The organism is Cupriavidus sp. 05N40 (assembly GCF_056397305.1).
The window spans coordinates 52,613-75,849 of the sequence record NZ_JBFTND010000010.1 but is presented as its reverse complement, the minus strand read 5'-3'; the positions used below and the strand labels follow the sequence as shown (position 1 = coordinate 75,849).

At 66.5% G+C, this 23,237-nt stretch carries 20 protein-coding genes; 14 read left to right on the top strand and 6 right to left on the bottom strand.

The features are described 5' to 3' along the window. Positions 1-19: 19 nt before the first annotated feature. Positions 20-634, bottom strand: coding sequence for a glutathione S-transferase family protein (locus tag AC1DO7_RS04175; RefSeq protein ID WP_441618413.1), 615 nt, complete (start codon positions 632-634; stop codon positions 20-22). A 399-nt stretch (positions 635-1,033) separates the two neighbouring features. On the opposite strand from AC1DO7_RS04175, the gene purB reads away from it, so the two are divergent. The 8 genes from purB (at position 1,034) to AC1DO7_RS04135 (ending at position 9,962) form a co-directional block, all read left to right on the top strand. Beyond that, positions 1,034-2,419: an adenylosuccinate lyase gene (gene purB / locus AC1DO7_RS04170; RefSeq protein WP_441618415.1), complete on the top strand. Its 1,386-nt coding sequence runs from the start codon at positions 1,034-1,036 to the stop codon at positions 2,417-2,419. A gap of 318 nt (positions 2,420-2,737) precedes the next feature. Further along, the gene (locus tag AC1DO7_RS04165; RefSeq protein WP_441618417.1) at positions 2,738-3,325 is read left to right on the top strand and encodes a cytochrome b; all 588 of its coding nucleotides are present in this window, start codon (positions 2,738-2,740) and stop codon (positions 3,323-3,325) included. Between the two features lie 89 nt (positions 3,326-3,414). Beyond that, positions 3,415-3,987, top strand: a complete 573-nt coding sequence (locus AC1DO7_RS04160) for a YceI family protein (protein WP_441618419.1) — start codon at positions 3,415-3,417, stop codon at positions 3,985-3,987. A 67-nt stretch (positions 3,988-4,054) separates the two neighbouring features. Then, positions 4,055-4,645 carry a YceI family protein gene (locus tag AC1DO7_RS04155; protein WP_441618421.1) on the top strand — a complete coding sequence of 197 codons (591 nt, stop codon included), beginning with the start codon at positions 4,055-4,057 and terminating at the stop codon, positions 4,643-4,645. A gap of 401 nt (positions 4,646-5,046) precedes the next feature. Further along, entirely contained in the window at positions 5,047-6,438 is a 1,392-nt protein-coding gene (locus AC1DO7_RS04150; protein WP_441618423.1) for a class I SAM-dependent methyltransferase, read from the top strand. Positions 6,439-6,473: 35 nt separating this feature from the next. Beyond that, complete coding sequence (locus AC1DO7_RS04145) at positions 6,474-7,805, top strand: sensor histidine kinase (protein WP_441618426.1); 1,332 nt, start codon at positions 6,474-6,476, stop codon at positions 7,803-7,805. 7 nt (positions 7,806-7,812) lie between these two features. After that, positions 7,813-8,946, top strand: coding sequence for a hybrid sensor histidine kinase/response regulator (locus tag AC1DO7_RS04140; protein WP_441618428.1), 1,134 nt, complete (start codon positions 7,813-7,815; stop codon positions 8,944-8,946). Continuing rightward, positions 8,943-9,962, top strand: coding sequence for a response regulator (locus AC1DO7_RS04135; RefSeq protein WP_441618430.1), 1,020 nt, complete (start codon positions 8,943-8,945; stop codon positions 9,960-9,962). The genes AC1DO7_RS04140 and AC1DO7_RS04135 overlap by 4 nt, the downstream gene beginning before the upstream one ends. Positions 9,963-10,055: 93 nt before the next feature. Here the strand turns inward: AC1DO7_RS04135 and secF are convergent, their stop codons facing one another. From secF to queA, 5 genes are all read right to left on the bottom strand, one after another. Beyond that, entirely contained in the window at positions 10,056-11,027 is a 972-nt protein-coding gene (gene secF, locus AC1DO7_RS04130) for a protein translocase subunit SecF (protein WP_441618432.1), read from the bottom strand. A gap of 95 nt (positions 11,028-11,122) precedes the next feature. Then, the gene (gene secD / locus AC1DO7_RS04125; protein ID WP_441618434.1) at positions 11,123-12,994 is read right to left on the bottom strand and encodes a protein translocase subunit SecD; all 1,872 of its coding nucleotides are present in this window, start codon (positions 12,992-12,994) and stop codon (positions 11,123-11,125) included. Positions 12,995-13,245: 251 nt separating this feature from the next. Beyond that, positions 13,246-13,575, bottom strand: a complete 330-nt coding sequence (gene yajC / locus AC1DO7_RS04120; protein WP_006157582.1) for a preprotein translocase subunit YajC — start codon at positions 13,573-13,575, stop codon at positions 13,246-13,248. Positions 13,576-13,768: 193 nt separating this feature from the next. Then, positions 13,769-14,899: a tRNA guanosine(34) transglycosylase Tgt gene (tgt, locus tag AC1DO7_RS04115; protein WP_441618437.1), complete on the bottom strand. Its 1,131-nt coding sequence runs from the start codon at positions 14,897-14,899 to the stop codon at positions 13,769-13,771. 41 nt (positions 14,900-14,940) lie between these two features. Next, positions 14,941-15,987 carry a tRNA preQ1(34) S-adenosylmethionine ribosyltransferase-isomerase QueA gene (gene queA / locus AC1DO7_RS04110; protein ID WP_477115824.1) on the bottom strand — a complete coding sequence of 349 codons (1,047 nt, stop codon included), beginning with the start codon at positions 15,985-15,987 and terminating at the stop codon, positions 14,941-14,943. A gap of 228 nt (positions 15,988-16,215) precedes the next feature. Between queA and recG the strand changes: the two genes are divergently transcribed. The 6 genes from recG (at position 16,216) to ubiA (ending at position 23,234) form a co-directional block, all read left to right on the top strand. Next, positions 16,216-18,420, top strand: coding sequence for an ATP-dependent DNA helicase RecG (gene recG, locus AC1DO7_RS04105; protein WP_477115821.1), 2,205 nt, complete (start codon positions 16,216-16,218; stop codon positions 18,418-18,420). Positions 18,421-18,557: 137 nt separating this feature from the next. Continuing rightward, positions 18,558-19,511, top strand: a complete 954-nt coding sequence (locus AC1DO7_RS04100) for a LysR substrate-binding domain-containing protein (RefSeq protein ID WP_441618441.1) — start codon at positions 18,558-18,560, stop codon at positions 19,509-19,511. A gap of 421 nt (positions 19,512-19,932) precedes the next feature. Continuing rightward, on the top strand, positions 19,933-21,378 hold the full coding sequence (locus AC1DO7_RS04095) for a catalase (RefSeq protein WP_441618720.1): 1,446 nt from the start codon (positions 19,933-19,935) through the stop codon (positions 21,376-21,378). A gap of 68 nt (positions 21,379-21,446) precedes the next feature. Then, positions 21,447-21,653 (top strand): hypothetical protein, encoded by a 207-nt coding sequence (locus AC1DO7_RS04090; protein WP_441618443.1) that lies wholly within the window; start codon positions 21,447-21,449, stop codon positions 21,651-21,653. 77 nt (positions 21,654-21,730) lie between these two features. After that, the gene (locus tag AC1DO7_RS04085) at positions 21,731-22,216 is read left to right on the top strand and encodes a Dps family protein (protein ID WP_477115820.1); all 486 of its coding nucleotides are present in this window, start codon (positions 21,731-21,733) and stop codon (positions 22,214-22,216) included. Positions 22,217-22,376: 160 nt separating this feature from the next. After that, positions 22,377-23,234 (top strand): 4-hydroxybenzoate octaprenyltransferase, encoded by an 858-nt coding sequence (gene ubiA, locus AC1DO7_RS04080; RefSeq protein WP_441618447.1) that lies wholly within the window; start codon positions 22,377-22,379, stop codon positions 23,232-23,234. Positions 23,235-23,237 lie beyond the last annotated feature (3 nt).

Genomic DNA, 23,237 nt, shown 5'->3' with positions numbered 1-23,237 from the left:
CGCTGATGCGCCCGCGTGCCTACGCGCGCGGCGGCTCGGTATCGATGAACGACTGGCGCTTGCCCAGCTTGTCCTGATACACGGCCAGGCGCGGATGACGCTCGCGCCAGGCGATGTCCGGGAAGCGGAAGTCCAGGTACGAGAGCGCGCAGCCAACCGCCACGTCGGCCAGCGAGTAGTGGTTGTCGCAGCACCACGGGCGGTCGGCCAGGCCGTCGGCGATGGCCGCCACCGCCGAGTCGATCTTGCCGAGCTGGCGCTTGACCCAGCGCTCGCTGCGCTGCTCGGGTTCGCGCTGGGTATGCTCCAGGCGCGCCAGCAGGGCGGCGTCGAGCAGGCCGTCGGCCAGYGCTTCCCAGCAGCGTACTTCCACGCGTTCGCGGGCGCCTTGCGGGATCATCCGGCTGACCGGCGTCAGCGTATCGACGTATTCGACGATCACGCGCGAATCGAAGATCGCGCCGCCGTCTTCCATCACCAGGCAAGGCACCTTGCCGAGCGGGTTGAACTGGCCGATGGTGGTGTCGGGCGACCACACGTCCACCTCGACCATCTGGTAATCGATCTTCTTCTCTGCCATCACCACGCGCACCTTGCGCGCGTAGGGACTGGTTTGCGATGCGTACAGCTTCATGGACTCCCCTCGAGCTTGTTATGAAGTGCATCGGCGCCCTCTGGCACGACGGACCGCGCTGGAGGCGTCCGGCCGGCATGCCCGATGCACTTCATAACAGGCTAGCGGATCGGCGAGCGCGAGTATACCCGTGCCCGGTGCCATACATATGATGGCCGCGCACCATCTCCGTGCGGGTGTCGTGGTGCCGATACGCGCCACCGCGCCACCGCCATGCCGGCGGCCACAGAACGGCGGCCGCGATGGTAAAATGCCCGCTTTCCGCCGCGCCGCCGGTCGGCCGGCGCGCCTGATTGGTCTCTTTTGCGGCTTGTCGCGGGTCTTCGCGGCGCGTGCCGGCCATTTTTGCGCCGGTTTGCGCCAGACCACCGTCTTTTCCCTTCCTTCCGGTCTTCCAGCATGTCTTCCTCCTCGCTCTCCCCGCTCACCGCCCTGTCCCCCATCGACGGCCGCTATGCCTCCAAGGCCGATGCGCTGCGCGAGTGGCTTTCGGAAGCGGCCTTCATGCGCAACCGCGTCAAGGTGGAAGTGCACTGGCTGATCGCGCTGTCGCAGGCCGGCCTGCCCGACATGCCGAAGTTCTCGCCGGCATCCGAGGCCGCGCTGCTGGCCCTGGTGGACAACTTCTCCGAAGCGCACGCCGCGCGCATCAAGGAGATCGAGGCCGTCACCAACCACGACGTCAAGGCGGTCGAGTACTGGCTCAAGGAGCAGGTCAAGGGCAATGCCGAGCTGGAAGCCGCGAGCGAGTTCATCCATTTCGCCTGCACCTCGGAAGACATCAACAACACCTCGCACGGCATGATGCTCAAGGGCGCGCGCGATGGCGTGGTGGTGCCGGCGCTGCAGCGCGTGCACGCGCGCCTGGTCGAACTGGCACATGCCAACGCCCGCCAGCCGATGCTGTCGCGCACCCATGGCCAGCCGGCCAGCCCGACCACGCTGGGCAAGGAAATGGCCAATGTGGCCGCTCGCCTGGGCCGTGCCATCGAGCGCATCCAGCGCGTGGAGCTGCTGGGCAAGATGAACGGCGCGGTGGGCAACTACAACGCGCACCTGTCGGCCTATCCGTCGTTCGACTGGGAGGCGTTCTCGAAACAGGTGATCGAAGCGCGCCTGGGCCTGACCTTCAACCCGTACACCATCCAGATCGAGCCGCACGACTACATGGCCGAGCTGTTCGACGCCGTCGCCCGCGCCAACACCATCCTGATCGACCTGAACCGCGACGTCTGGGGCTATATCTCGCTGGGCTACTTCAAGCAGAGGACCAAGGCCGGCGAGATCGGCTCGTCGACCATGCCGCACAAGGTCAACCCGATCGATTTCGAGAACTCGGAAGGCAACCTGGGCCTGGGCAACGCGGTGCTGCGCCACCTGTCGGAAAAACTGCCGCTGTCGCGCTGGCAGCGCGACCTGACCGACTCCACCGTGCTGCGCAACATGGGCGTGGCCCTTGGCTACAGCCTGCTGGCCTACGAGGCCTGCCTGCGCGGCCTGGGCAAGCTGGAAACCAACCCGGAGCGCCTGAACGAAGACCTCGACAATTGCTGGGAAGTGCTGGCCGAGCCGGTGCAGACCGTGATGCGCCGCTTCGGCGTGCCCAATCCGTATGAGCAGCTCAAGGAGCTCACGCGCGGCAAGGGCATTTCGCGCGAGGCGCTGCAGACCTTCATCGGCGGCCTGGCGATTCCCGAGGACGCCAGGAAGCTGCTGCTGGAGATGACGCCGGCCAGCTACATCGGGCGCGCCGTGAGCCTTGCCGAAGGCATTTCGGCCGCCTGATCTCGCGCGCTGTCCGGCCCGCCGGCCGGCACCGGGACAACAAAAGAAGCCACCCTGCGGGGTGGTTTTTTCGTCTGGCGACCGCCGCGGCGAAATGTCACTTCAAATGGTTTGAATGATTCCATGAATTTCGGACCGCTCGGCCTCATGCGTACGGCACAATAATGCGAGAATCCAGAGGCTGATGGTCATCTGCATGCCGTCGCCTTTTTGCATGCGCCGATAAAACGCTCGACACAAACGCTCCACACAAACGCGCCATACGAACGCGCCATACGAACGCGCCATACGAACGCCCGTGACGGGCAGGGGTTTTACATGCATTCTCAAATCAAGACCGGCGCCCGCGCCGGGGCCTCACCACAGTTGTCCGCATCCGCCTACGGGGCAACCGCGATCGGTCTGCACTGGATCATCGCCTTGCTGATCTTCGCCGCCTTCGGGCTTGGCCTGTACATGACCAGCATTCCGGGGCTGTCGATGCTCAAGCTCAAGCTGTTCTCGTGGCACAAGTGGCTGGGCGTGACGGTGTTCGCCATCGCCGTGCTGCGCGTGCTGTGGCGCGCCACCCACCGGGCGCCGGCGCCCGCCGCGGGTACCCCCGCCTGGCAGGCCGCCGCGGCGCACGGCGCGCATATGCTGCTGTACGTGCTGATCGTGGTGGTGCCCATCACCGGCTACCTGTACAGCTGCGCGGCCGGCGTGCCGGTGGTCTACCTGGGTGTCCTGCCGCTGCCGTCGCTGATCGAGCCGAACGACGCACTCAAGGAAATCCTCAAGCAGGCCCATATCTGGCTGAACTACCTGATGGCAGCCATCGTCGTGATCCACGCGGCCGCGGCGATCAAGCACCAGTTCATCGAACGCGACGGCACGCTGGCGCGCATGCTGCCGTTCCTGAAGTAAAGCGGCGCGCAACGTAGCAACGCAGCAACCCGAAACACCATCTGAAAAACTGACCGAGGGCATTGCCCTCCTAGCGACAGGAGTCTTTGATGAAACGCATTCCCCGCCCGAGCGCGCTCCTGATGGCCGCCACCCTGGCTGTCGCCGGCATCGGCGCCAATCTCGCCTGGGCCCAGGTCGATGCCGCCAAGAGCACGGTGACCGCGACCGCCCGCCAGATCGGCGTGCCGATGGAAGGCAAGTTCAAGAAATTCGATGCGACGGTGACCTTCGATCCCGCGCAGCTGGCTGCCTCCTCGGCCAAGATCGAGATCGACGTGTCGAGCTTCGAGATCGGCGACGCCGAAACCACCAAGGAGGTCAAGGGCGCAGACTGGTTCAACGCGGCCAAATTCCCCAAGGCGGTGTTCCAGTCGACCAGCATCAAGACCGGCGCCGCCGGCAAGTACGAGGTGGCGGGCAAGCTCACCATCAAGGGCAAGACCCTGGACGTGGTGGTGCCGGCGAGCTATCGCCAGGACGGCGGCGGCCAGGTGTTCGACGGTGTGCTGCCGATCAAGCGTACCGTGTTCAATATCGGCGACGGCGAATGGAAGGATACTTCCGTTGTCGCCGACGATGTCCAGATCAAGTTCCATATCGTGACGGCGGCCAGGAAGTAAGCGCTTCGCGCTTGCCTTCGCTGCTATCGCTTTGCTGTTCATCCCCAACTTTTTGCCGGGAGCTCTCATGAAACTGCGTACCATCCTCGCCGCCGCCGCGGCCATTTCCGCCAGCGCCGCCTTCGGCGTGGCTTCGGCCAACACGGTGACCTACAACCTGGATCCCACCCACACCTACCCGAGCTTCGAAGCCGACCACCTGGGCGGCCTGTCCGTCTGGCGCGGCAAGTTCGAAAAGTCCAGCGGCACCGTGACGCTGGATCGCGCGGCCAAGACCGGCTCGCTCGACGTCAAGATCGATCCGGCTTCGGTCGACTTCGGCAACGCCAAGCTGAACCAGCACGTGAAGGGCCCGGACATGTTCAACGTCGAGGCCTTCCCGGAAGCCACCTACAAGGGCAAGTTCTCCAAGTTCAACGGCGACGTCCCGACCGAAGTCGACGGCGTGCTGACGCTGCACGGCGTGTCCAAGCCGGTCAAGCTGGAAATCCGTGAATTCAAGTGCATCCAGCACCCGATGCTCAAGCGCGAAGCCTGCGGCGCCGACGCCGTCGGCACCATCAACCGCGCCGACTTCGGCATCGACTATGGCGTGAAGATGGGCTTCAAGCCCGACGTCAAGCTGGCCATCCAGGTCGAAGGCGTGAAGGCGGAATAAGCGCGCGCTCACGCCCGGGACATGGTCCCGGCGCGCAGCACGAGAGAGGCCGGGGAGCGATCCCCGGCCTTTTTCGTTTGCCGGCCGGTGCGTGCCAGGTTATGTTGTCCGCACCTGATGCCCACAGTACAATGATTCGACAGGAATCAGTTACAGTCTCATCCAGTCAACAATCTCAGCCACTTCCTCGCTCACAGTTACCAGGGTGTAGTCGCGTGCGTGCCTGCCAGTCGAGGACGCCAATGCCCGCAACCGATTACCGACATGTATCCCAGCAGTACCCCTTGATGCCGGCCTAGCGTAGCGATCGTAGCGATCCCCTTGCCCTACGAGCTGTACCCGGCCAGTCGACAAGGACTGGACGGCCGGCAGCGTTTCTCGGATTTCTCTGGCGCAATACCGTGTACTCCCAAACGCAAATCGATCCGGTGGTCAGTTTCCGCAACTCGCAGGGCGAGCAGGTGCGGGGCACAATTATCAATCTCCAGAGAAAAGCTCTGGTGATGGAAATCTACAATCCATACTCGATCGTCCAGGTCAGCGAGGTGCTGAGCGAGCTGAGTGTGCGCATGGGAAGCAAGAACGCCTACCTGGGCAAGGCGGTGGTGATGAGCCTGGTGAATACCGGCCTCACCGCGGTGGTGTCGCTGACGCTCATCGACGAGTGGCGCGAGCTGAGCGACCTGCCCAACGAGCCCAAGTCGGTGGGGCGGGAAGCCGAACTGTTCATCAACGACTGGGACGCGCGCTTCAACATCCGGCGCGACTACCAGATCGTGGTCAACGAAATGCGCGCCTTCCTCTCCGAAGTCTCGCGCTGGGTCGAGCAGGTGGACCTGACCGAGAACCTGCCGAAGGTCGACGGGCGGCTGCGCGAGGACGTGTTCTACGAGCTGGCCACGCCGATCATGCTCAAGACCAAGACCTACCTGGACCGGCTCGAGGGCGAGGCCGAACAGGTCGACGCGGAGATCGCGCCGGTGCACCGCACTTACGCGCAGTCTGCGCTGCACCCGCTGCTGCTGCGCGCGCCGTTCGTCTACCGCACCTTCACCAAGCCGCTCGGCTATGCCGGCGACTACGAGATGGTGAACCAGATCCTGAGCGATCCGCAGCAGGGCCCGACCACCTACTTCCAGATCGTCAATACGGCCTTCCTCAAGGCCGCCGTGGCGACCGCCCACCGCAACCGCATCGACCTGCTGGTCGATTTCCTCTCGCGCCAGGCCGATGCCGCGCGCGCGGCCGGGCGGCCGTTCCGCGTGCTCAACGTGGGCTGCGGCCCGGCCTTCGAGATCCAGCGCTTCGCGCGCGAGTATGCGCAGCCCGAGATGCTGTCGTTCCAGCTGGTCGATTTCAGCGAAGAGACCCTGGCCTACACCAAGGCCTCGATCGAGCGCTCGGCCGGCGAGGCAGGGCACAAGGTGTCGGTGGAGATGGTGCACCAGTCGGTGCACGAACTGCTCAAGCGCAAGATTTCGCCGGACGACGCCAGCCTGCGCGAGTTCGATGCGGTGTACTGCGCGGGCCTGTTCGACTACCTGTCGGACAAGGTCTGCGCCCGCTTGCTCAGCTACTTCGCCGCGCGCACGCGCCCCGGCGGGCAGTTGCTGGTGACCAACGTCCACTCGGCCAATCCAGAGAAATTCGGCATGGAACACCTGCTTGAGTGGTACCTGATCTACCGCGACGAGGCGAGGATGAGTATGCTGCTGCCCGAGCAATCCCGTGCACACAAGCTCTACGTCGACCAGACCGGCGTCAACGTGTTCGCGGAAGCGAACATTCTCTGAAACACCGTTCTGAAAACCGAGCAGCCTGCCCAGACATGAGCACGAATCAACTTTATGCGGGTTACCAGACAGAGCTGGCGGACTTCCGCCTCGCCTTCAGCCGTGGCGGGGCCTATACCGCCATCGTGCTGGTGCTGCTCGGCGTGGGACTGGACTACGGCCAGTACCCGCAATTGCAGGCACCGTTCGCGGTGGCGCGGGTGCTGGTGTCGCTGCTGATCGCCGGCATCGTGATGATGCTGTACAGCTCGGCGGGCCGCCGCTTCGCGCCGTGGCTGACCTTGTCCTGGCTGCTGCTGCCGCAGATCATGATCTCGTGGATGATCTGGCACACCGACGGCGTGGAGTCGCCATACTACGTGGGCCTGAACCTGGCCATCTTCGCGTCCGGCATCGCGCTGCCGTTCGGCCTGTGGCAGAACCTGGTGTTCGGGCTGCTCTCCTACCTGTTCTACCTGCTGGCCTGCCTGTTCCATCCCGGCGGGGTCGAGCCGGCCGGCACCTTCATCGTCAATTCGCTGTTCCTGCTGTTCGCCGCCGCGGCCAGTGCGGTCTACACCTTCTTCAACGAGCGCGCGCGCTTCATGCTGTTCCGCCTCAAGGCCGAGGTTGCGGAAAAAAACGGCGAGCTCGAGGTGATCAACCGCAAGCTGGTCGACATCAAGGGCCAGATGCTGCAGCAGGAAAAGATGGCCGCCATCGGTACGCTGGCCGCAGGCCTGCTGCACGAGGTCAACAACCCGGTGAACTTCTGCCTGATGGCGATCGAGGTCGCGATGGAGGAGCCGGTGGCCAAGAACGAGCCGATGCTGCAGGAGTGCCTGGTCGACGCCAAGCAGGGCATGCAGCGTATCCAGCATATCGTGTCGGACCTGAAGACCTTCGCTTATCGCAAGCCGGGCGCCGAGGCCGAGGGCACGCCGTTCCTGTTCGAAAAGGCGCTCGATTCCTCGATCCGGCTCACCGCGCATGAACTGCGCGGCGTGGCCGTCACGCGCGAGCTGCCGGCCGACACGCTGGTGCTGGGCGACGAGGCCGCCGTGATCGGCGTGCTGATCAACCTGTTTTCAAACGCTGCGCTAGCGATGCGCAAGGCCGGCACGCAAAGCCCGGCGATCCACACCACGGTGAAGTGGGTCGAGCGCCGCCTGCACGTGACCGTGAAGGACAACGGACCGGGCATCGCCGCCGAACACCTGGCGCGCGTGTTCGAGCCGTTCTTCACCACGCGCGAAGTGGGTCAGGGCCTTGGCCTTGGCCTGTCCATCAGCTATGCGGTGGTCGAACGCCACGGCGGGGTCCTGTTCGCCGAGAGCGAACTGGGCAAGTGGGCCTCGTTCAGCTTCGACCTGCCGCGCGCCGACTGAGAATGCCATGAGCGACGCCAGGCAACCCCGGCTTACCGTGCTCTACGTCGATGACGAAGAGATGGCATGCAAGTATTTTGCCCGCGCGGTCGGTGCGGAGTACGAGGTGCTGGTCGCCAGCGGCGCGGACGAGGCGATCGGCATCCTGCGCCGCGAGGGCGCGCGCGTGGCGGTGCTGGTGACGGACTTCCGCATGCCCGGGCGCGACGGCGGCGACCTGCTGCGCCAGATCGCGCTCGAATATCCGCAGATCGTGCGCATGCTGGTGACGGCCTATGCCGACAAGGACATGCTGCTGCAGACGGTCAATACCGGCGAGGTCTTCCGAATCCTGGAGAAGCCGCTCGGGCTCAGCCAGGTGCGCGACGCGCTGCGCATGGCGGCGGAGCGCTATCGCGAACGCTCGATGCGCCACCAGCGCCTGATGGCCATCGACGAGACGCTGGCCTTCCTGGCGCACGAACTCAACACGCCGCTGGCGGCGATCGCAAATTTTGCGCGCGGTATCGAAAGCCGGATCGTGGCGGAATACAATCCGCAGCGCCAGACCGAGATCGGCCAGGCGGCCAGCGCGATGCACGACAACGCACAGTATTGCCTGGCGGTGATCTCGTCGTTCCTGCAGTCGGTGCGCAGCAGCGGCAGCCGGCCGAGCACGCAGGCCACCGCCAGCCGTGAAGTGACCGCCGGCGGGCTGATCGCCGCGTTGCTCGATACCTACCCGTTTGCGGGAGCGCAGCGGGAGTGGGTGCAGGTTGAACTGCAAGAAGATTTTGCCGTGCGCACGTTGCCCAACTGCGTGGCGCTGGTGCTGTCGTCGCTGCTGTCCAATGCGCTGCGTGCGCTCGACGGCATCGACGGGCCTTCGCTGCGTTTCGTGGTGACGGCCGAGCCCGAGGCCGCGATCCGTATTTGCGACAACGGCCCGGGCATCCCGCCGGAGGTGATGGGGCGCCTTCTGGTGGACCCGGTTACTACCCACGCGAGCACCGGTGGCAATGGCCTGGGCATGATTTTCTGCAACCGTGTGATGCAGTCTTTCGGTGGCGGTATCCGGATCGAATCGATGGCCGGGGCCGGTACCACCGTAACGCTGGATTTCCCCAATACAAAGAGTCGAATGCATAGGAGTGATCGATGAACGAACCGAATGCCACGCAGGCACCATCACCGGCGATTCTGTTCGTCGATGACGAAGCCACGGCGGTCAAGTATTTCCAGCGTGCCATCGGCGCCCTGGCGCCAGTCGTGACCGGCGGCTCGGTTGAAGAAGGCAAGGCGCTGCTGGATGCGCACGCCGACAGCCTGGCGGTGCTGGTTTCCGACCAGCGCATGCCGGGCGAATACGGCAACGAGCTGCTGCGCTACGCGCGCGAGCGCTACCCGCATATCGTGCGTATCCTGACCACTGCCTATTCGGAGATCGAGCATACCGTCGCGGCCGTCAACGAAGGCCAGATCCATCGCTACATCAAGAAGCCGTGGGACATCACCGCACTGCGCATGGAGCTCAAGCAGGCGCTCGAGATGGCGGGCCTGCGCAAGGAGCGCGACCAGCTCGTGCGCGAGAAGCTGAGCGTGCTGCAGAAGCAGACCGTCGCCACGCGCGTGGGGCTGGTGCGCGCACTGGTGGCCAGCCTGATCGGCACGGATCGCTTCCAGCCGGTCGAGACCTACCTGGCATCGGCCGCATTGGCCGGCGTGCAGAACCCCGAGCCGGACTGGCTGCTGATGGACTACGCTGATCTGGTGGCGGCGGAAAGCCGGCGCAGCGGTGGCTTCGGCTTCGCGGTGGCGGCGCAGCTCGCCGCGCTGCGCACGCGCTTTGCCGGGCGCGGCGCAGGCGACGCAGTCACGGTGCTGGCCGACGTGCTGGCTGAAGTACCGTCCACGGGCGAAGGCGCCGCGGCGGTGCGCCGCGATGGCGATGCGCTGGTCTGGACCCGGCCTGCTGCGCTGGCCGAATACCTCGGCGAGCCGGTCAAGAAGGAAGTCTCGGCGCAGCACGCCGTCTGGCTTGCCGGGCTGCTATGGCTGGAAGAGGCGGGCGGCGCGCTCAAGGCCGCGCGCGAGGGCGATGTCATCGTCTGCCGCGTTGCCGCGCGCACGACGGAATTCTCGACGGACCGCCTTGCGGTGTGGATCGAGCAGTTCTGATCCGGGCAGTGCCGCGCCGCGCAGGCGGCAGGGCAAGAAAATGGGCACCCGGAGGTGCCCATTTTTCATGGTCGCGAGCCAGGCCCGGGGCCGTCAGGCCTGCGCGCCGTAGTTCGGGTCGTCGCGGTCGATTTCGCCCGGCTTCTTCTCGCCCTTGACCAGGTCCTCGCGCTTGACGCCGAACCACATGGCCAGCGCCGCGGCGACGAACACCGAGGAGTAGATGCCGAACAGGATACCGACGGTCAGCGCCAGCGCGAAGTAGTGCAGGGTGGGACCGCCGAAGAAGAACATCGACAACACCATCATTTCGGTCGAGCCGTGGGTGATGATGGTCCGCGAGATGGTACTGGTGATCGCGTTGTCGATGATCTCGTGCGTGCTCATCTTGCGGTACTTGCGGAAGTTCTCGCGGATCCGGTCGAAGATCACCACCGACTCGTTGACCGAGTAGCCCAGCACCGCCAGGATCGCCGCCAGCACCGACAGCGAGAACTCCCACTGGAAGAAGGCGAAGAAGCCGAGGATGATCACCACGTCGTGCAGGTTGGCGATGATGCCCGCCACCGCGAACTTCCATTCGAAGCGGAACGACAGGTAGATCACGATGCCGGCCACCACGCACAGCAGCGCCAGCAGGCCGTCGGTGGCCAGTTCCTTGCCCACCTGCGGGCCGACGAATTCCACGCGCTGCAGCTTGACTTCAGGCGTGGCGGCCTGCAGCGCGCCCATGACCTGCTCGCTCTGCTGGGCCGAGGTGACGGGCTTGCCGTCCGGGCCCTTCTGCAGCGGCAGGCGGATCATCACGTCGCGCGAGGTGCCGAAGTTCTGCACCTGCACGTCGGTATAGCCGAGCTTGCCGACCTGGCCACGGATCTTCTCGAGATCGGCGGTCTGCTGGTAGTTGACCTCCATCACCGTGCCGCCGGTGAACTCGATCGACAGGTGCAGGCCCTTGTGCCAGAGGAAGAACACGGCCGCGGCAAACGTCAGGAAGGAAATCACGTTGAAGACCAACGCGTGCTTCATGAACGGAATGTCGCGCCGGATGCGGAAGAATTCCATGTTGAATCCTGTTCTGTACGGCAGCCCTTGCTGCCGTTCTTGTGCTGTTTGGCGGCCGCGCGCCTGGCGCGGCCGCCTTGATGCTGTCCCGATGCTTACTTGGTGACGGTGCCCTGGCTGTCCGAGCCCGGCTTCCAGATCTGGCCGATCGCCACGCTCTGCAGCTTCTTCTTGCGGCCGTACCAGAGGTTGACCAGGCCGCGGTTGAAGAACACCGCCGAGAACATCGAGGTCAGGATGCCCAGGCAGTGGACCACGGCAAAGCCGCGCACCGGGCCCGAACCGAAGGCCAGCAGCGCCAGGCCGGCGATCAGCGTGGTCACGTTCGAGTCAAGGATGGTGGCCCAGGCGCGGTCGAAGCCGGTGGCGATGGCGACCTGCGGCGAAGCGCCCGCGCGCAGCTCTTCGCGGATGCGCTCGTTGATCAGCACGTTGGCGTCGATGGCCATGCCCAGCACCAGCGCGATAGCGGCGATGCCCGGCAGGGTCAGCGTGGCCTGCAGCATCGACAGCACCGCCACCAGCAGCAGCAGGTTGATGGCCAGCGCGGCCACCGAGAACACGCCGAACAGCATGTAGTACAGCACCATGAAGATGGCGATGGCGCTGAAGCCGTAGGCCACCGAGTCAAAGCCCTTCTTGATGTTGTCCGCGCCCAGCGACGGGCCGATGGTGCGCTCTTCGATGATTTCCATCGGCGCGGCCAGCGAGCCGGCGCGCAGCAGCAGGGCCAGGTCGTTGGCGGCTTCGGTGGAGTACGAGCCGGTGATCTGGAAGCTCGAGCCCAGTTCGGACTGGATCGTCGCCACCGTCAGCACTTCGCCCTTGCCCTTCTCGAACAGCACGATGCCCATCGGCTTGCCGATGTTCTCGCGCGATACGTCGCGCAGCACGCGCCCGCCCTGGGCATCGAGCTTGATATTGACCGAGGGGCGCTGGTTGTGGTCGAAGCCCGCCGAGGCGCTCTCGATGCGGTCGCCGGTGAAGATGACCTGCTTCTTGAGCACCACCGGGGCGCCGTTGCCTTGCGTGAACAGCTCGCTGCCGAACGGGATCGGGTCGCCCGGGCGCGGCGCGCGCGGCGCGTCGGGATCGGCCAGGCGGGCTTCCAGCGTGGCGGTGCGGCCGATGATGTCCTTGGCCTTGGCGGTGTCCTGCACGCCAGGCAGCTGCACCACGATGCGGTCGGCGCCTTGCTGCTGGATCACCGGTTCGGCCACGCCGAGTTCGTTGACCCGGTTGTGCAGGGTGGTGATGTTCTGCTTGACCGCCGAGTCCTGCACGGCCTTGCGCGCGGCGTCGGTGAACACGCCGGAGATATTGTTGCCGTCCGGCGCGAAGGCCAGTTCGCGCAGGTTGTCGGCAAGGATGCCACGCGCCTTGGCAGCGTCGTCGGCATTGTTGAAGCGCACCGTCAGGCGCTCGCCGTCGCGGTCGATGCCGCCGTGGCGGATGCCCTTGTCGCGCAGCAGGGTGCGCGCGTCGCCGGCCAGGCTGTCGAGTTTCTTGTCGACCGCGCCCTTCATGTCCACCTGCAGCAGGAAGTGCACGCCGCCGCGCAGGTCCAGGCCCAGGTACATCGGCAGCGCGTGCATGGCGGTCAGCCAGCGCGGCGAGCCCGACAGCAGGTTCAGCGCCACCACATAGGTGGCGTCATTGGCATCCGGGTTGAGCGCGCGCGTCAGGACGTCCTTGGCCTTGAGCTGCTCGTCGGGCGTGCGAAAGCGTGCCTTGACCGAGCCGGACTGGCCGTTGACGTCGAAGAACATGCCGTCGGGCTGCAGGCTGTTCTGCGCCAGGATCTGCTCGATCTGCTTCTGCGTGGCCAGGTCGACCTTGACCGTGGCCTTGGCGGAGGAAACCTGCACGGCAGGCGCCTCGCCGAAGAAGTTCGGCAGCGTATAGGTGATGCCGATGGCCAGCGCCACCAGGATCACGAGGTATTTCCAAAGCGGATAACGATTCATCTTTGGCCAGTCGTTCTGCGGTTGGCGGGGCCGAGCGTACCGTTCGACGGTATCGTCAGCGGGAGATCGGCACCGCCGCACCGGTTGGCAAACAGCCGCCTGGCATCCACGGGCAACCCCGGGCTGGATCAGGCGGCTGCGGGGGCACGCGCGCTAAAGGCGTGCCGGGAAGGGCGAAATAAGCCGGCGAGAAGGCAGCGAAGCGGCAGCAGGGCGGCAGCGCAAAGGGCGCGCTGCCTGCGGCGCGATGCTCAGAGCGACTTCAGCGAGCCCTTGGGCAGCACGGTGGTCACGGCGCTCTTCTGCACGGTGATTTCGGTGCCGGCTGCGATCTCGACGGTCACGTACTGCTCGTTCACCTTGGTCACGCGGCCAAGGATGCCGCCGGCGGTGACGACTTCATCGTTCTTGGCCAGGGCTTCCAGCATTGCCTTCGATTCCTTCTGGCGCTTCATCTGCGGGCGGATCATGATGAACCACAGCACCGCGAACATCAGGATGATGGGCAGGAAACTCATCAGGCCACCCGCCGCRCCACCGGTTACACCGGCAGTCTGGGCAAATGCGTTAGAAATCAGCACGTCGCTTCTCCGTCACAAAGTCAATCAGTTAGTCGATCATTCTACCACCCGCTTGCAACCGCATTGCACGCCCGATCGGGGCATTTGCAGGGGTTTACGGGTTTGTTCGGGGCGCCTTGCGAGCCGCCTGGACACGCCGGACCCCGCTGTTCGACCGCCGCCCGGCGGAAAGTTCACGGGACCCGGGTGGCCTCTACTGCGCTCCGCGCGCGCGGTCCGCGGCAAAGCGCGCCCGGAAGGCTTCGAAGCGGTGCTGCTCGATGGCCTCGCGCATCTCTGCCATCAGCTGCAGGTAGTAGTGCAGGTTGTGGATGGTGTTCAGGCGCGCGCCCAGGATCTCGCCGACGCGGTGCAGGTGATGCAGGTAGGCGCGCGAGAAATTGCGGCAGGTATAGCAGCCGCAGCTTTCGTCCAGCGGGCGGGTGTCGCTGCGGTGGACCGCGTTCTTGATCTTGACGTCGCCGAAGCGCGTGAACAGCCAGCCGTTGCGGGCATTGCGGGTCGGCATCACGCAGTCGAACATGTCGACGCCGGCGGCCACGCCCGCCACCAGGTCCTCGGGCGTGCCCACGCCCATCAGGTAATGCGGCTTGTGCGCCGGCAGGCGCGGCGCCACGTGCTCCAGCACCCGCATCATGTCTTCCTTGGGCTCGCCCACCGACAGCCCGCCGATGGCGTAGCCGTGGAAGTCCAGCTCGGACAGGCCGGCGAGCGACTCGTCGCGCAGGTCCTCGAACATGCCGCCCTGGACGATGCCGAACAGCGCGTTGGGGTTGGCCAGGCGGTTGAATTCGTCGATCGAGCGCTTGGCCCAGCGCAGGCTCATGCGCATCGAGGTGGCCGCCTCGGCGTGCGTGGCCGGGCGGTTGTCGATCTCGTACGGCGTGCACTCGTCGAACTGCATGACGATGTCGGAATTCAGCGTGCGCTGGATCTGCATCGAGATCTCGGGCGAGAGGAACAGCTTGTCGCCGTTGACGGGCGAGGCGAAGGTCACGCCATCCTCGGTGATCTTGCGCAGCGCGCCCAGCGAGAACACTTGGAAGCCGCCCGAATCGGTCAGGATCGGCTTGTCCCAGCCCATGAAGCGGTGCAGGCCGCCGTGGCTCTCGACCACTTCCAGGCCGGGGCGCAGCCACAGGTGGAAGGTGTTGCCCAGGATGATCTGCGAGCCGATCTCGTTGAGCTCGAGCGGCGACATCGCCTTGACCGAGCCGTAGGTGCCGACCGGCATGAAGATCGGGGTCTCGACCACGCCGTGGTTGAGGGTGACGCGGCCGCGGCGGGCGTTGCCGTCGGTGGTGAGCAGTTCGAAGTCGAGCATGGCGGGTATCTTGGAAGCGGTTTCTGGCTGGCGCGGCGCGCTCAGGGCTGCGGCTGGCGCGTGAGCAGCATGGCGTCGCCGTAGCTGAAGAAGCGGTAGCGCTGTTCCACCGCATGGCGGTAGGCGGCGCGGATGGGCTCCACGCCGGCCAGCGCCGATACCAGCATCAGCAGGGTCGACTTGGGCAGGTGGAAGTTGGTGATGAGCGCGTCGACCACGCGGAAGCGGTAGCCGGGCGTGATGAAGATGTCGGTATCGCCGCGGCCGGCGGCCAGCGTGCCGTCGGCCGCGCCGGCCGATTCCAGCGCGCGCAGCGAGGTGGTGCCGACCGCGATCACCCGGCCGCCGGCGGCGCGCGTGTCGCGCACGGCCTGGGCCAGTTCCCCGGAGATCTCGTACCACTCGGCGTGCATCTTGTGCTCGRCCAGGTTCTCGGTGCGCACCGGCTGGAAGGTGCCGGCGCCCACGTGCAAGGTCAGGAAGCCGCGCCGCACGCCGAGCGCATCGAGCCGCGCGAACAGGGCGTCGTCGAAATGCAGGCCGGCGGTGGGCGCGGCCACGGCGCCGGGATTGCGCGCGTAGACGGTCTGGTAGCGGGTTTCGTCGTAGGCGTCGGGGTCGTGGGTGATATAGGGCGGCAGCGGCAGGCGGCCGTACTGCTCGATCAGGTCCAGCGCCGGCGCGGGGAAGCGCAGCGTGAAGAACTGGTCCACGCGCGGGCCCACGGTGACCTCGAAGGCATCCGCCAGGCGGATCCGGCTGCCCTCGGGCGGCGTCTTGGACGCGCGCACCTGGGCCAGCACGGTATCGGTGTCCAGCACGCGCTCGACCAGCACCTCGACCTTGCCGCCGCTGCCCTTCTGGCCGAAAAAGCGTGCCTTGATCACGCGCGTGTCGTTGAACACCAGCAGGTCGGACGGGCGCAGGTAGTCCGCCACATCGGCAAAGACGCGGTCCGCCATGCGCGTGACACCCGTCTGCGCCTCGGTCTCCACCACCAGCAGCCGGCTGGCGGCGCGCTCGGGCAGGGCGGTCTGCGCGATCAGTTCTGGCGGGAGCGGGAAATCGAAATCGGACAACGTCAGCATCATGGGGGGCAAAAACGGCAGCGGGCCGCGCAGTGGCGCGGCCGGCATAGGTACAATCGGCGAATCCGGTATTGTAAGGCTTGGGGCGGCAGCGCCGCCCGGGCGCGCATGATATCGCCTATTTGCCGGTCCTTCGCGGCCCCTCGCGGCCCCTGGCGACCGCTTGCGTCACCCTGCCGCGGCAGGTATCCGACACCACACGCTTACTCGCCACAACACTGCCGCCCGATGCCAGGAACCGCTCCCGACCCGATCCAGGAAACCGCCGACAGCCCGGCGCCGGCCGCGGGCAAGCCGGCGCGCCCCGGCAAGGCCGCGGCGGCCAAGGGCGGCGCGGCGGGCAAGCCATCCTCGGCCGTGGCGCGCCTGCACAAGCTCGGCCTCAAGCGCGATGTCGACCTGGTGCTGCACCTGCCCATGCGCTACGAGGACGAGACCTCGCTGCAGCCGATCGCCGAGGCGATCCGGCGCGCCGGGCTGGGCCTGACGGCGCAGGTCGAGGGCGTGGTCGCCTCCAACGAGGTCACCTTCCGCCCGCGCCGCCAGATGGTGGTGAAGATCGCCGACGACAGCGGCGAGCTGACGCTGCGCTTCCTGAATTTCTACGGCAACCAGGCCCAGCAGATGGCCGAGGGCGCCAGCCTGCGCGTGCGCGGCGAGGTGCGCGGCGGCTTCTTCGGCGCGGAGATGGTGCACCCCACGGTGCGCACGGTAGCGCCCGGCGAGCCGCTGCCGGACCGCCTCACGCCGGTCTATCCGAGCACCGCCGGCATTCCGCAGACCTACCTGCGCAAAGCCATCGGCGGCGCGCTGGGGCGCACGCCGCTGCCCGAGACCCTGCCGCACCCGGTGCTGCAAGGACCCCTGGCCCAGCTCAAGCTGCGGCCGCTGCCGGAGTGCCTGCGCCTGCTGCACGCGCCGCCGCAGGAGGTGGACGAAGCCGCGCTGACCGAGCGTTCGCACCCCGCCTGGCAGCGCATCAAGTTCGACGAGCTGCTGGCCCAGCAGCTTTCGCTCAAGCGTTCGCAGGCCGCGCGGCGCGACAAGAGCGCGCCGCCCATGCCGCGCCGCGCCGGCGGGCTGCTGACGGGCTTCCTGGCCGCGCTGCCGTTCAAGCTCACCGGCGCGCAGCAGCGCGTGGTCGAGGAAATCGCCACCGACATGGGCGCGCCGCACCCGATGCACCGCCTGCTGCAGGGCGACGTCGGCAGCGGCAAGACCATCGTCGCCGCACTGGCGGCCTGCCAGGCCATCGATGCCGGCTACCAGGCCGCGCTGATGGCGCCTACCGAAATCCTGGCCGAGCAGCACTTCCGCAAGCTCTCCGCCTGGCTGGAGCCGCTCGGCGTGACGGTGGTATGGCTGGCCGGCAGCCTCAAGGCGCGCGCCAAGCGCGAGGCCGCGGCGCGGGTCGAATCGGGCGAGGCCAGGCTGGTCATCGGCACCCACGCCCTGATCCAGGACAGCGTGAAATTCGCGCGGCTGGGCTTGTCGGTGGTGGACGAGCAGCACCGCTTCGGCGTGGCGCAGCGGCTGGCGCTGCGCGGCAAGGCCGACGCCGATGGCGGCGAGGCCGTGCCGGCCGCACGCGGCGGCGCGCCCGCCGAAACCGTGCCGCACCAGCTGATGATGTCGGCCACGCCGATCCCGCGCACGCTGGCCATGACCTACTACGCCGATCTCGACGTTTCGGTGATCGATGAACTGCCGCCCGGGCGCAGCCCGGTGGTCACGCGGCTGGTCAACGATGCGCGCCGCGACGAGGTGATCGAGCGCGTGCATCATGCCGCCGCCGACGGCCGCCAGATCTACTGGGTCTGCCCGCTGATCGAGGAGAGCGAGGCGCTGCAGCTGCAGACTGCCGTGGAGACCTACGAAACCCTGGTCGCGGCGCTGCCCGAGCTCAAGGTGGGGCTGGTGCATGGCCGGCTGCCGCCGGCGGAGAAGGCCGCGGTGATGGGCGATTTCATCGCCAACCGGCTGCAAGTGCTGGTCGCCACCACGGTGATCGAGGTCGGGGTGGACGTGCCCAACGCCTCGCTGATGGTGATCGAGCATGCCGAGCGCTTCGGCCTGGCGCAGCTGCACCAGTTGCGCGGCCGGGTCGGGCGGGGGAGTGCGGAATCGGTCTGCCTGCTGATGTACCAGGCGCCGCTGTCGCCCACGGCGAAGGAGCGCCTGGCCACCATGCGCGAGACCACGGATGGCTTCGAGATCGCCCGGCGCGACCTGCAGATCCGCGGCCCCGGCGAGTTCCTCGGCGCGCGCCAGTCCGGCGAGGCGATGCTGCGCTTCGCCGACCTGGAAACCGATGCCTGGCTGGTCGACTACGCGCAGGAGGCTGCCGAACTGATGCTGGCGCGCTACCCCGAAGCCGTGGAGGCGCACCTGCTGCGCTGGCTCGGCGGGCGCGAGCATTTCCTCAAGGCTTGAGGCCTCCGGCGGCGACAAGTGCCGCAGCCTGCACGTCATGTTCCGGGCCGGGGTATCGTGCGCGCCGCATTGATCCTGGCTCTGACAGAACCGTGAATCGAAGGTAAAATCTATCGCCTAACGGGAATTGATAAGTCATGACGCTCACCGAACTCAAGTACATCGTCGCCGTGGCGCGTGAGCGCCATTTCGGCCGGGCCGCGGAAGCCTGCTTCGTATCGCAGCCGACCTTGTCGGTCGCCATCAAGAAGCTGGAAGACGAGCTCAATGTGCAGATTTTCGAGCGCGGGACCTCCGAGGTCTCGGTGACGCCCATCGGCGAGCAGATCGTGGCGCAGGCCCAGCGCGTGCTGGAGCAGACCATGGCCATCCGCGAGATCGCCAAGCAGGGCAAGGACCCGCTGGCCGGGCCGCTGCGCCTGGGGGTGATCTACACGATCGGGCCCTACCTGCTGCCTTCGCTGGTCAAGGAAATGATCCAGACCGTGCCGCAGATGCCGCTGATGCTGCAGGAGAACTACACGGTCAAGCTGATCGAGCTGCTCAAGCAGGGCGAGATCGACTGCGCCATCATGGCCGAGCCGTTCGCCGATTCCGGCCTGACCGTGCAGCCCCTGTACGACGAACCCTTCGTGGTGGCGGTGCCGCGCGGGCACCAGCTGGAATCGGCCGGCAAGGTCGATCCCGACGAGCTCAAGCAGCAGACCATGCTGCTGCTGGGTAGCGGCCATTGCTTCCGCGACCAGGTGCTGGGCGTATGCCCGGAGCTGTCGCGCTTCTCGCAGGCGGCCGACGGCATCCAGAAGACCTTCGAGGGCTCCTCGCTGGAAACCATCCGTCACATGGTGGCCAGCGGTGTCGGCATCACCGTGCTGCCGCGCACCTCGGTCGCCGACCTGAGGCCGGGCAAGAACGACCTGCTGGCCTATGTGCCGTTCACCGACCCCGTGCCCGACCGGCGCGTGGTGCTGGCCTGGCGCAAGAGCTTTACGCGCCTTCCCGCCATGGAGGCGCTGCGCCGCGCCGTGGCCGCGTGCGCGCTGCCTGGCGTCAGCATGCTGGCCGCCAAGGAGCTGGCCGAGGCCGCCTGAGCGGCCTGTCCTTCCGGGCGGGTGGTCCTGCCCGCCTGTCCTGCCCCTCCTGCCCCTCCTTTCCCTCCCTCCATCCCCCTTCTATTTCCCGCGCATTCCCTGCGTGCGCTGGCCGAACCTGCCGGCCGACATAGGTGACGTCTATTTCATAGTTAGAAATTATTAAATTCCAAACTTGATAGATCGACCTTAGACTTCCTGCATCGACACATTACGTGCCGGTCACTCAGAGGAGTCCTGGATGGAAGGCATCCGATCCACCACAACGGGCAGCATCCTGCGCGCGCTGGCAGGCTGCGTGGCCGATTGCCTTGCCTGTTGCGCCGCGGTGTACTGAAATTAGCCAGCGGCCATGCAGAGCCCGCCCCAGCCAGGATTCCAGATCACCCAATCACCCGATCACCCACAAGAAGAGGGCATGATGAGCAAGGACAAGGATGTTCTCACCACTGGCGCGGGCGCGCCGGTTGCCGACAACCAGAACTCGTTGACCGCGGGCCCGCGCGGTCCCATGTTGCTGCAGGATGTGTGGTTCCTCGAGAAACTCGCGCACTTCGACCGCGAGGTCATTCCCGAGCGGCGCGTGCACGCCAAGGGCTCCGGTGCCCACGGTACCTTCACCGTCACGCACGACATCAGCAAGTACAGCAAGGCCTCGGTATTCGCCCAGACAGGCAAGCAGACGCCGATCTTCATCCGCTTTTCCACCGTGGCCGGCGAGCGCGGCGCGGCCGACGCCGAGCGCGACGTGCGCGGCTTCTCGATCAAGTTCTACACGGACGAAGGCAACTGGGACGTGGTGGGCAACAACACGCCGGTGTTCTTCGTGCGCGACCCGCTCAAGTTCCCCGACTTCATCCATACGCAGAAACGCAACCCGCGCACCAACCTGCGCGACCCGATCGCCGTGTGGGACTTCTGGTCGCGCCATCCGGAGTCGCTGCACCAGGTCACCATCCTGATGAGCGACCGCGGCCTGCCGCAGAACTATCGCCAGATCCACGGCTTCGGCTCGCACACGTATTCGTTCATCAACGCCGCGAACGAGCGCTTCTGGGTCAAGTTCCACTTCAAGTCGGCGCAGGGCATCGCCAACTGGACCAATGAAGAGGCGGCCAAGGTAGTCGCGGGCGATCGCGAGAGCGCGCAGCGCGACCTGTTCGAGAACATCGAGCGCGGCAACTTCCCGCGCTGGAACGTGCGCGTGCAGGTCATGCCGGAGGCCGACGCCGCCAAGTACCACCTCAACCCGTTCGATCTCACCAAGGTGTGGCCGCACAAGGACTACCCGCTGATCGACGTCGGCGTGCTGGAGCTCAACCGCAACCCGGACAACTACTTCGCCGAAGTGGAGCAGGTGGCGATGAATCCCGCCAACGTGGTGCCCGGCATCAGCTTCTCGCCCGACAAGATGCTGCAGGGCCGGCTGTTCTCGTACGGTGACACGCAGCGCTATCGCCTGGGCGTGAACCACAACCAGATCCCGGTCAACGCGCCGCGCAACCCGTCGGTCAACAGCTTCCACCGCGACGGCGCGATGCGGGTGGACGGCAACCAGGGCGCCAAGATCAACTACGAGCCGAACCGCCAGGGCGCCTATGCCGCCAGCGAGCGCGCGGCCGAGCCGCCGCTGGCCGTGGGCGGGGACGCGGACCGCTTCGACCACCGCGAGGACAGCGACTACTACAGCCAGCCAGGTGCCCTGTTCCGCCTGTTCGACGAGGCGCAGCGCCAGCGCCTGTATTCGAATATCGCGGCCGCGATGCGGGGCGTGCCCGAAGAGATCGTGCGCGTGCAGCTGGAGCACTTCGCCAAGGCCGATCCGGCCTACGCGGAAGGCGTCAGGCGCGCACTCGACCTGAAGTAAACCGCGTCCGCGCCGGCGCCCCGGATGGCGCCGGCGCAGCGCGGCAACCCAAGGCAAGGAGGACCATCATGGCCATGATCGATATGTTCGTCAGCGAGCTGCAGCAACTGCGGCATGATGCGCACGACCGCGCCGGCCACGCCGATGCCGCGCGCCTGCAACGCAAGCTGTGGCGCAAGGAAATCGGCATGGCGGTGATCGCGCTGGGCGCGGCCGCGGTGCTCTTCAATGCCGCGCGGGGTTTGCTGGCCGGTTTGTCGGCCTTCGGCGGGTGATGCGATAATGTGCGGGTTGTGCCGCGTTGCATGGCGCGGCAGTTATCGTGGCCACCCCAGATTGGAGCGTACCTATCATGGCAAAGAAGAATGAGATGAGCGTGAACATCGGCATTTCCGACAAAGAGCGCAAGAAAATCGCGGAAGGCCTCTCGAAGCTGCTGGCGGATACCTACACGCTCTATCTCAAGACCCATAACTTTCACTGGAACGTGACGGGTCCGATGTTCAACACGCTGCACCTGATGTTCGAGGCGCAGTACACCGAGCTGGCGCTGGCCGTGGACTCCATCGCGGAGCGCATCCGCGCGCTGGGCTACCCGGCACCGGGCACCTACAAGGAGTACGCCCGCCTGTCGTCGATCGCCGAGGAAGAGGGCGTGYCCGAAGCCACCGACATGATCCGCAAGCTGGTCGAAGGCCAGGAAGCCGTGGTGCGCACCGCGCGCTCGCTGTTCCCGGTGATCGACGCGGCCGGCGACGAACCCTCGGCCGACCTGCTGACCCAGCGCATGCAGACGCACGAAAAGACCGCATGGATGCTGCGCTCGATGCTGGCCTGAGCGCCGTCCCGGTGTCGTGCGCGCGCCCCTCCGGCGCCAGCTGACGGCACCGTGCCCCGCGCGCCGCGCCCTGACCGGGTCGCGGCGCGTTTCCGTTTCATGTCCCGCTGTCCGGGACCCCGCATTCCCCTGTCCGCAGTCCGCATCGCGGGCCTCTGCCATGTTCGAACGCCTCGCCCTGTACGCGCGCCTCGTGCGCATCGACAAGCCCATCGGCACGCTGCTGCTGCTCTGGCCCACGCTATGGGCGCTCTGGATGGCCGCGGGCGGCCCGCCGGCGTGGAGCCTGTTCTGGATCTTTTTCGCCGGCACCTTCCTGATGCGCTCCGCCGGCTGCGCCATGAACGACTGGGCCGACCGCGACTTCGACAAGCACGTCAAGCGCACCAGGGAGCGTCCGCTCACGGCCGGCAAGATCAAGGCGTGGGAAGCCATCGCGGTGGCGGTGGTGCTGGCCTTGCTGGCTTTCATGCTGATCCTGCCGCTCAATGCGCTGACCAAGTGGCTGGCGGTGGCGGCCGCCTTTATCGCGGCCACCTATCCCTTCTTCAAGCGCTTCTTCGCCATCCCGCAGGCCTATCTCGGCATTGCCTTCGGCTTCGGCATCCCGATGGCGTTCGCCGCCGTGCAGGGCGAGGTGCCCGCGGCGGCGTGGATCATGCTGCTGGCCAATGTGTTCTGGGCCGTCGCCTACGACACCGCGTATGCGATGGTGGACCGCGACGATGACCTGCTGCTCGGCATGAAGACCTCGGCGATCACCTTCGGCCGCTACGACGTGGCTGCCATCATGCTGTGCTACGCGGCCTTTCTCGGCCTGATGGGATGGGCGGGCGCGCGGTTCGGGCTCGGCTGGCCCTACTGGGCGGGCCTGGCGGCCGCGGCCGGCTGCGCGGTCTATCACTACACGCTGATCCGCGGCCGGGACCGCATGCAGTGCTTTGCCGCGTTCCGGCACAACAACTGGCTGGGCGCGTGCGTGTTCGCCGGGACGGCGGTGGCCTACGCGATTCGTTGAAGG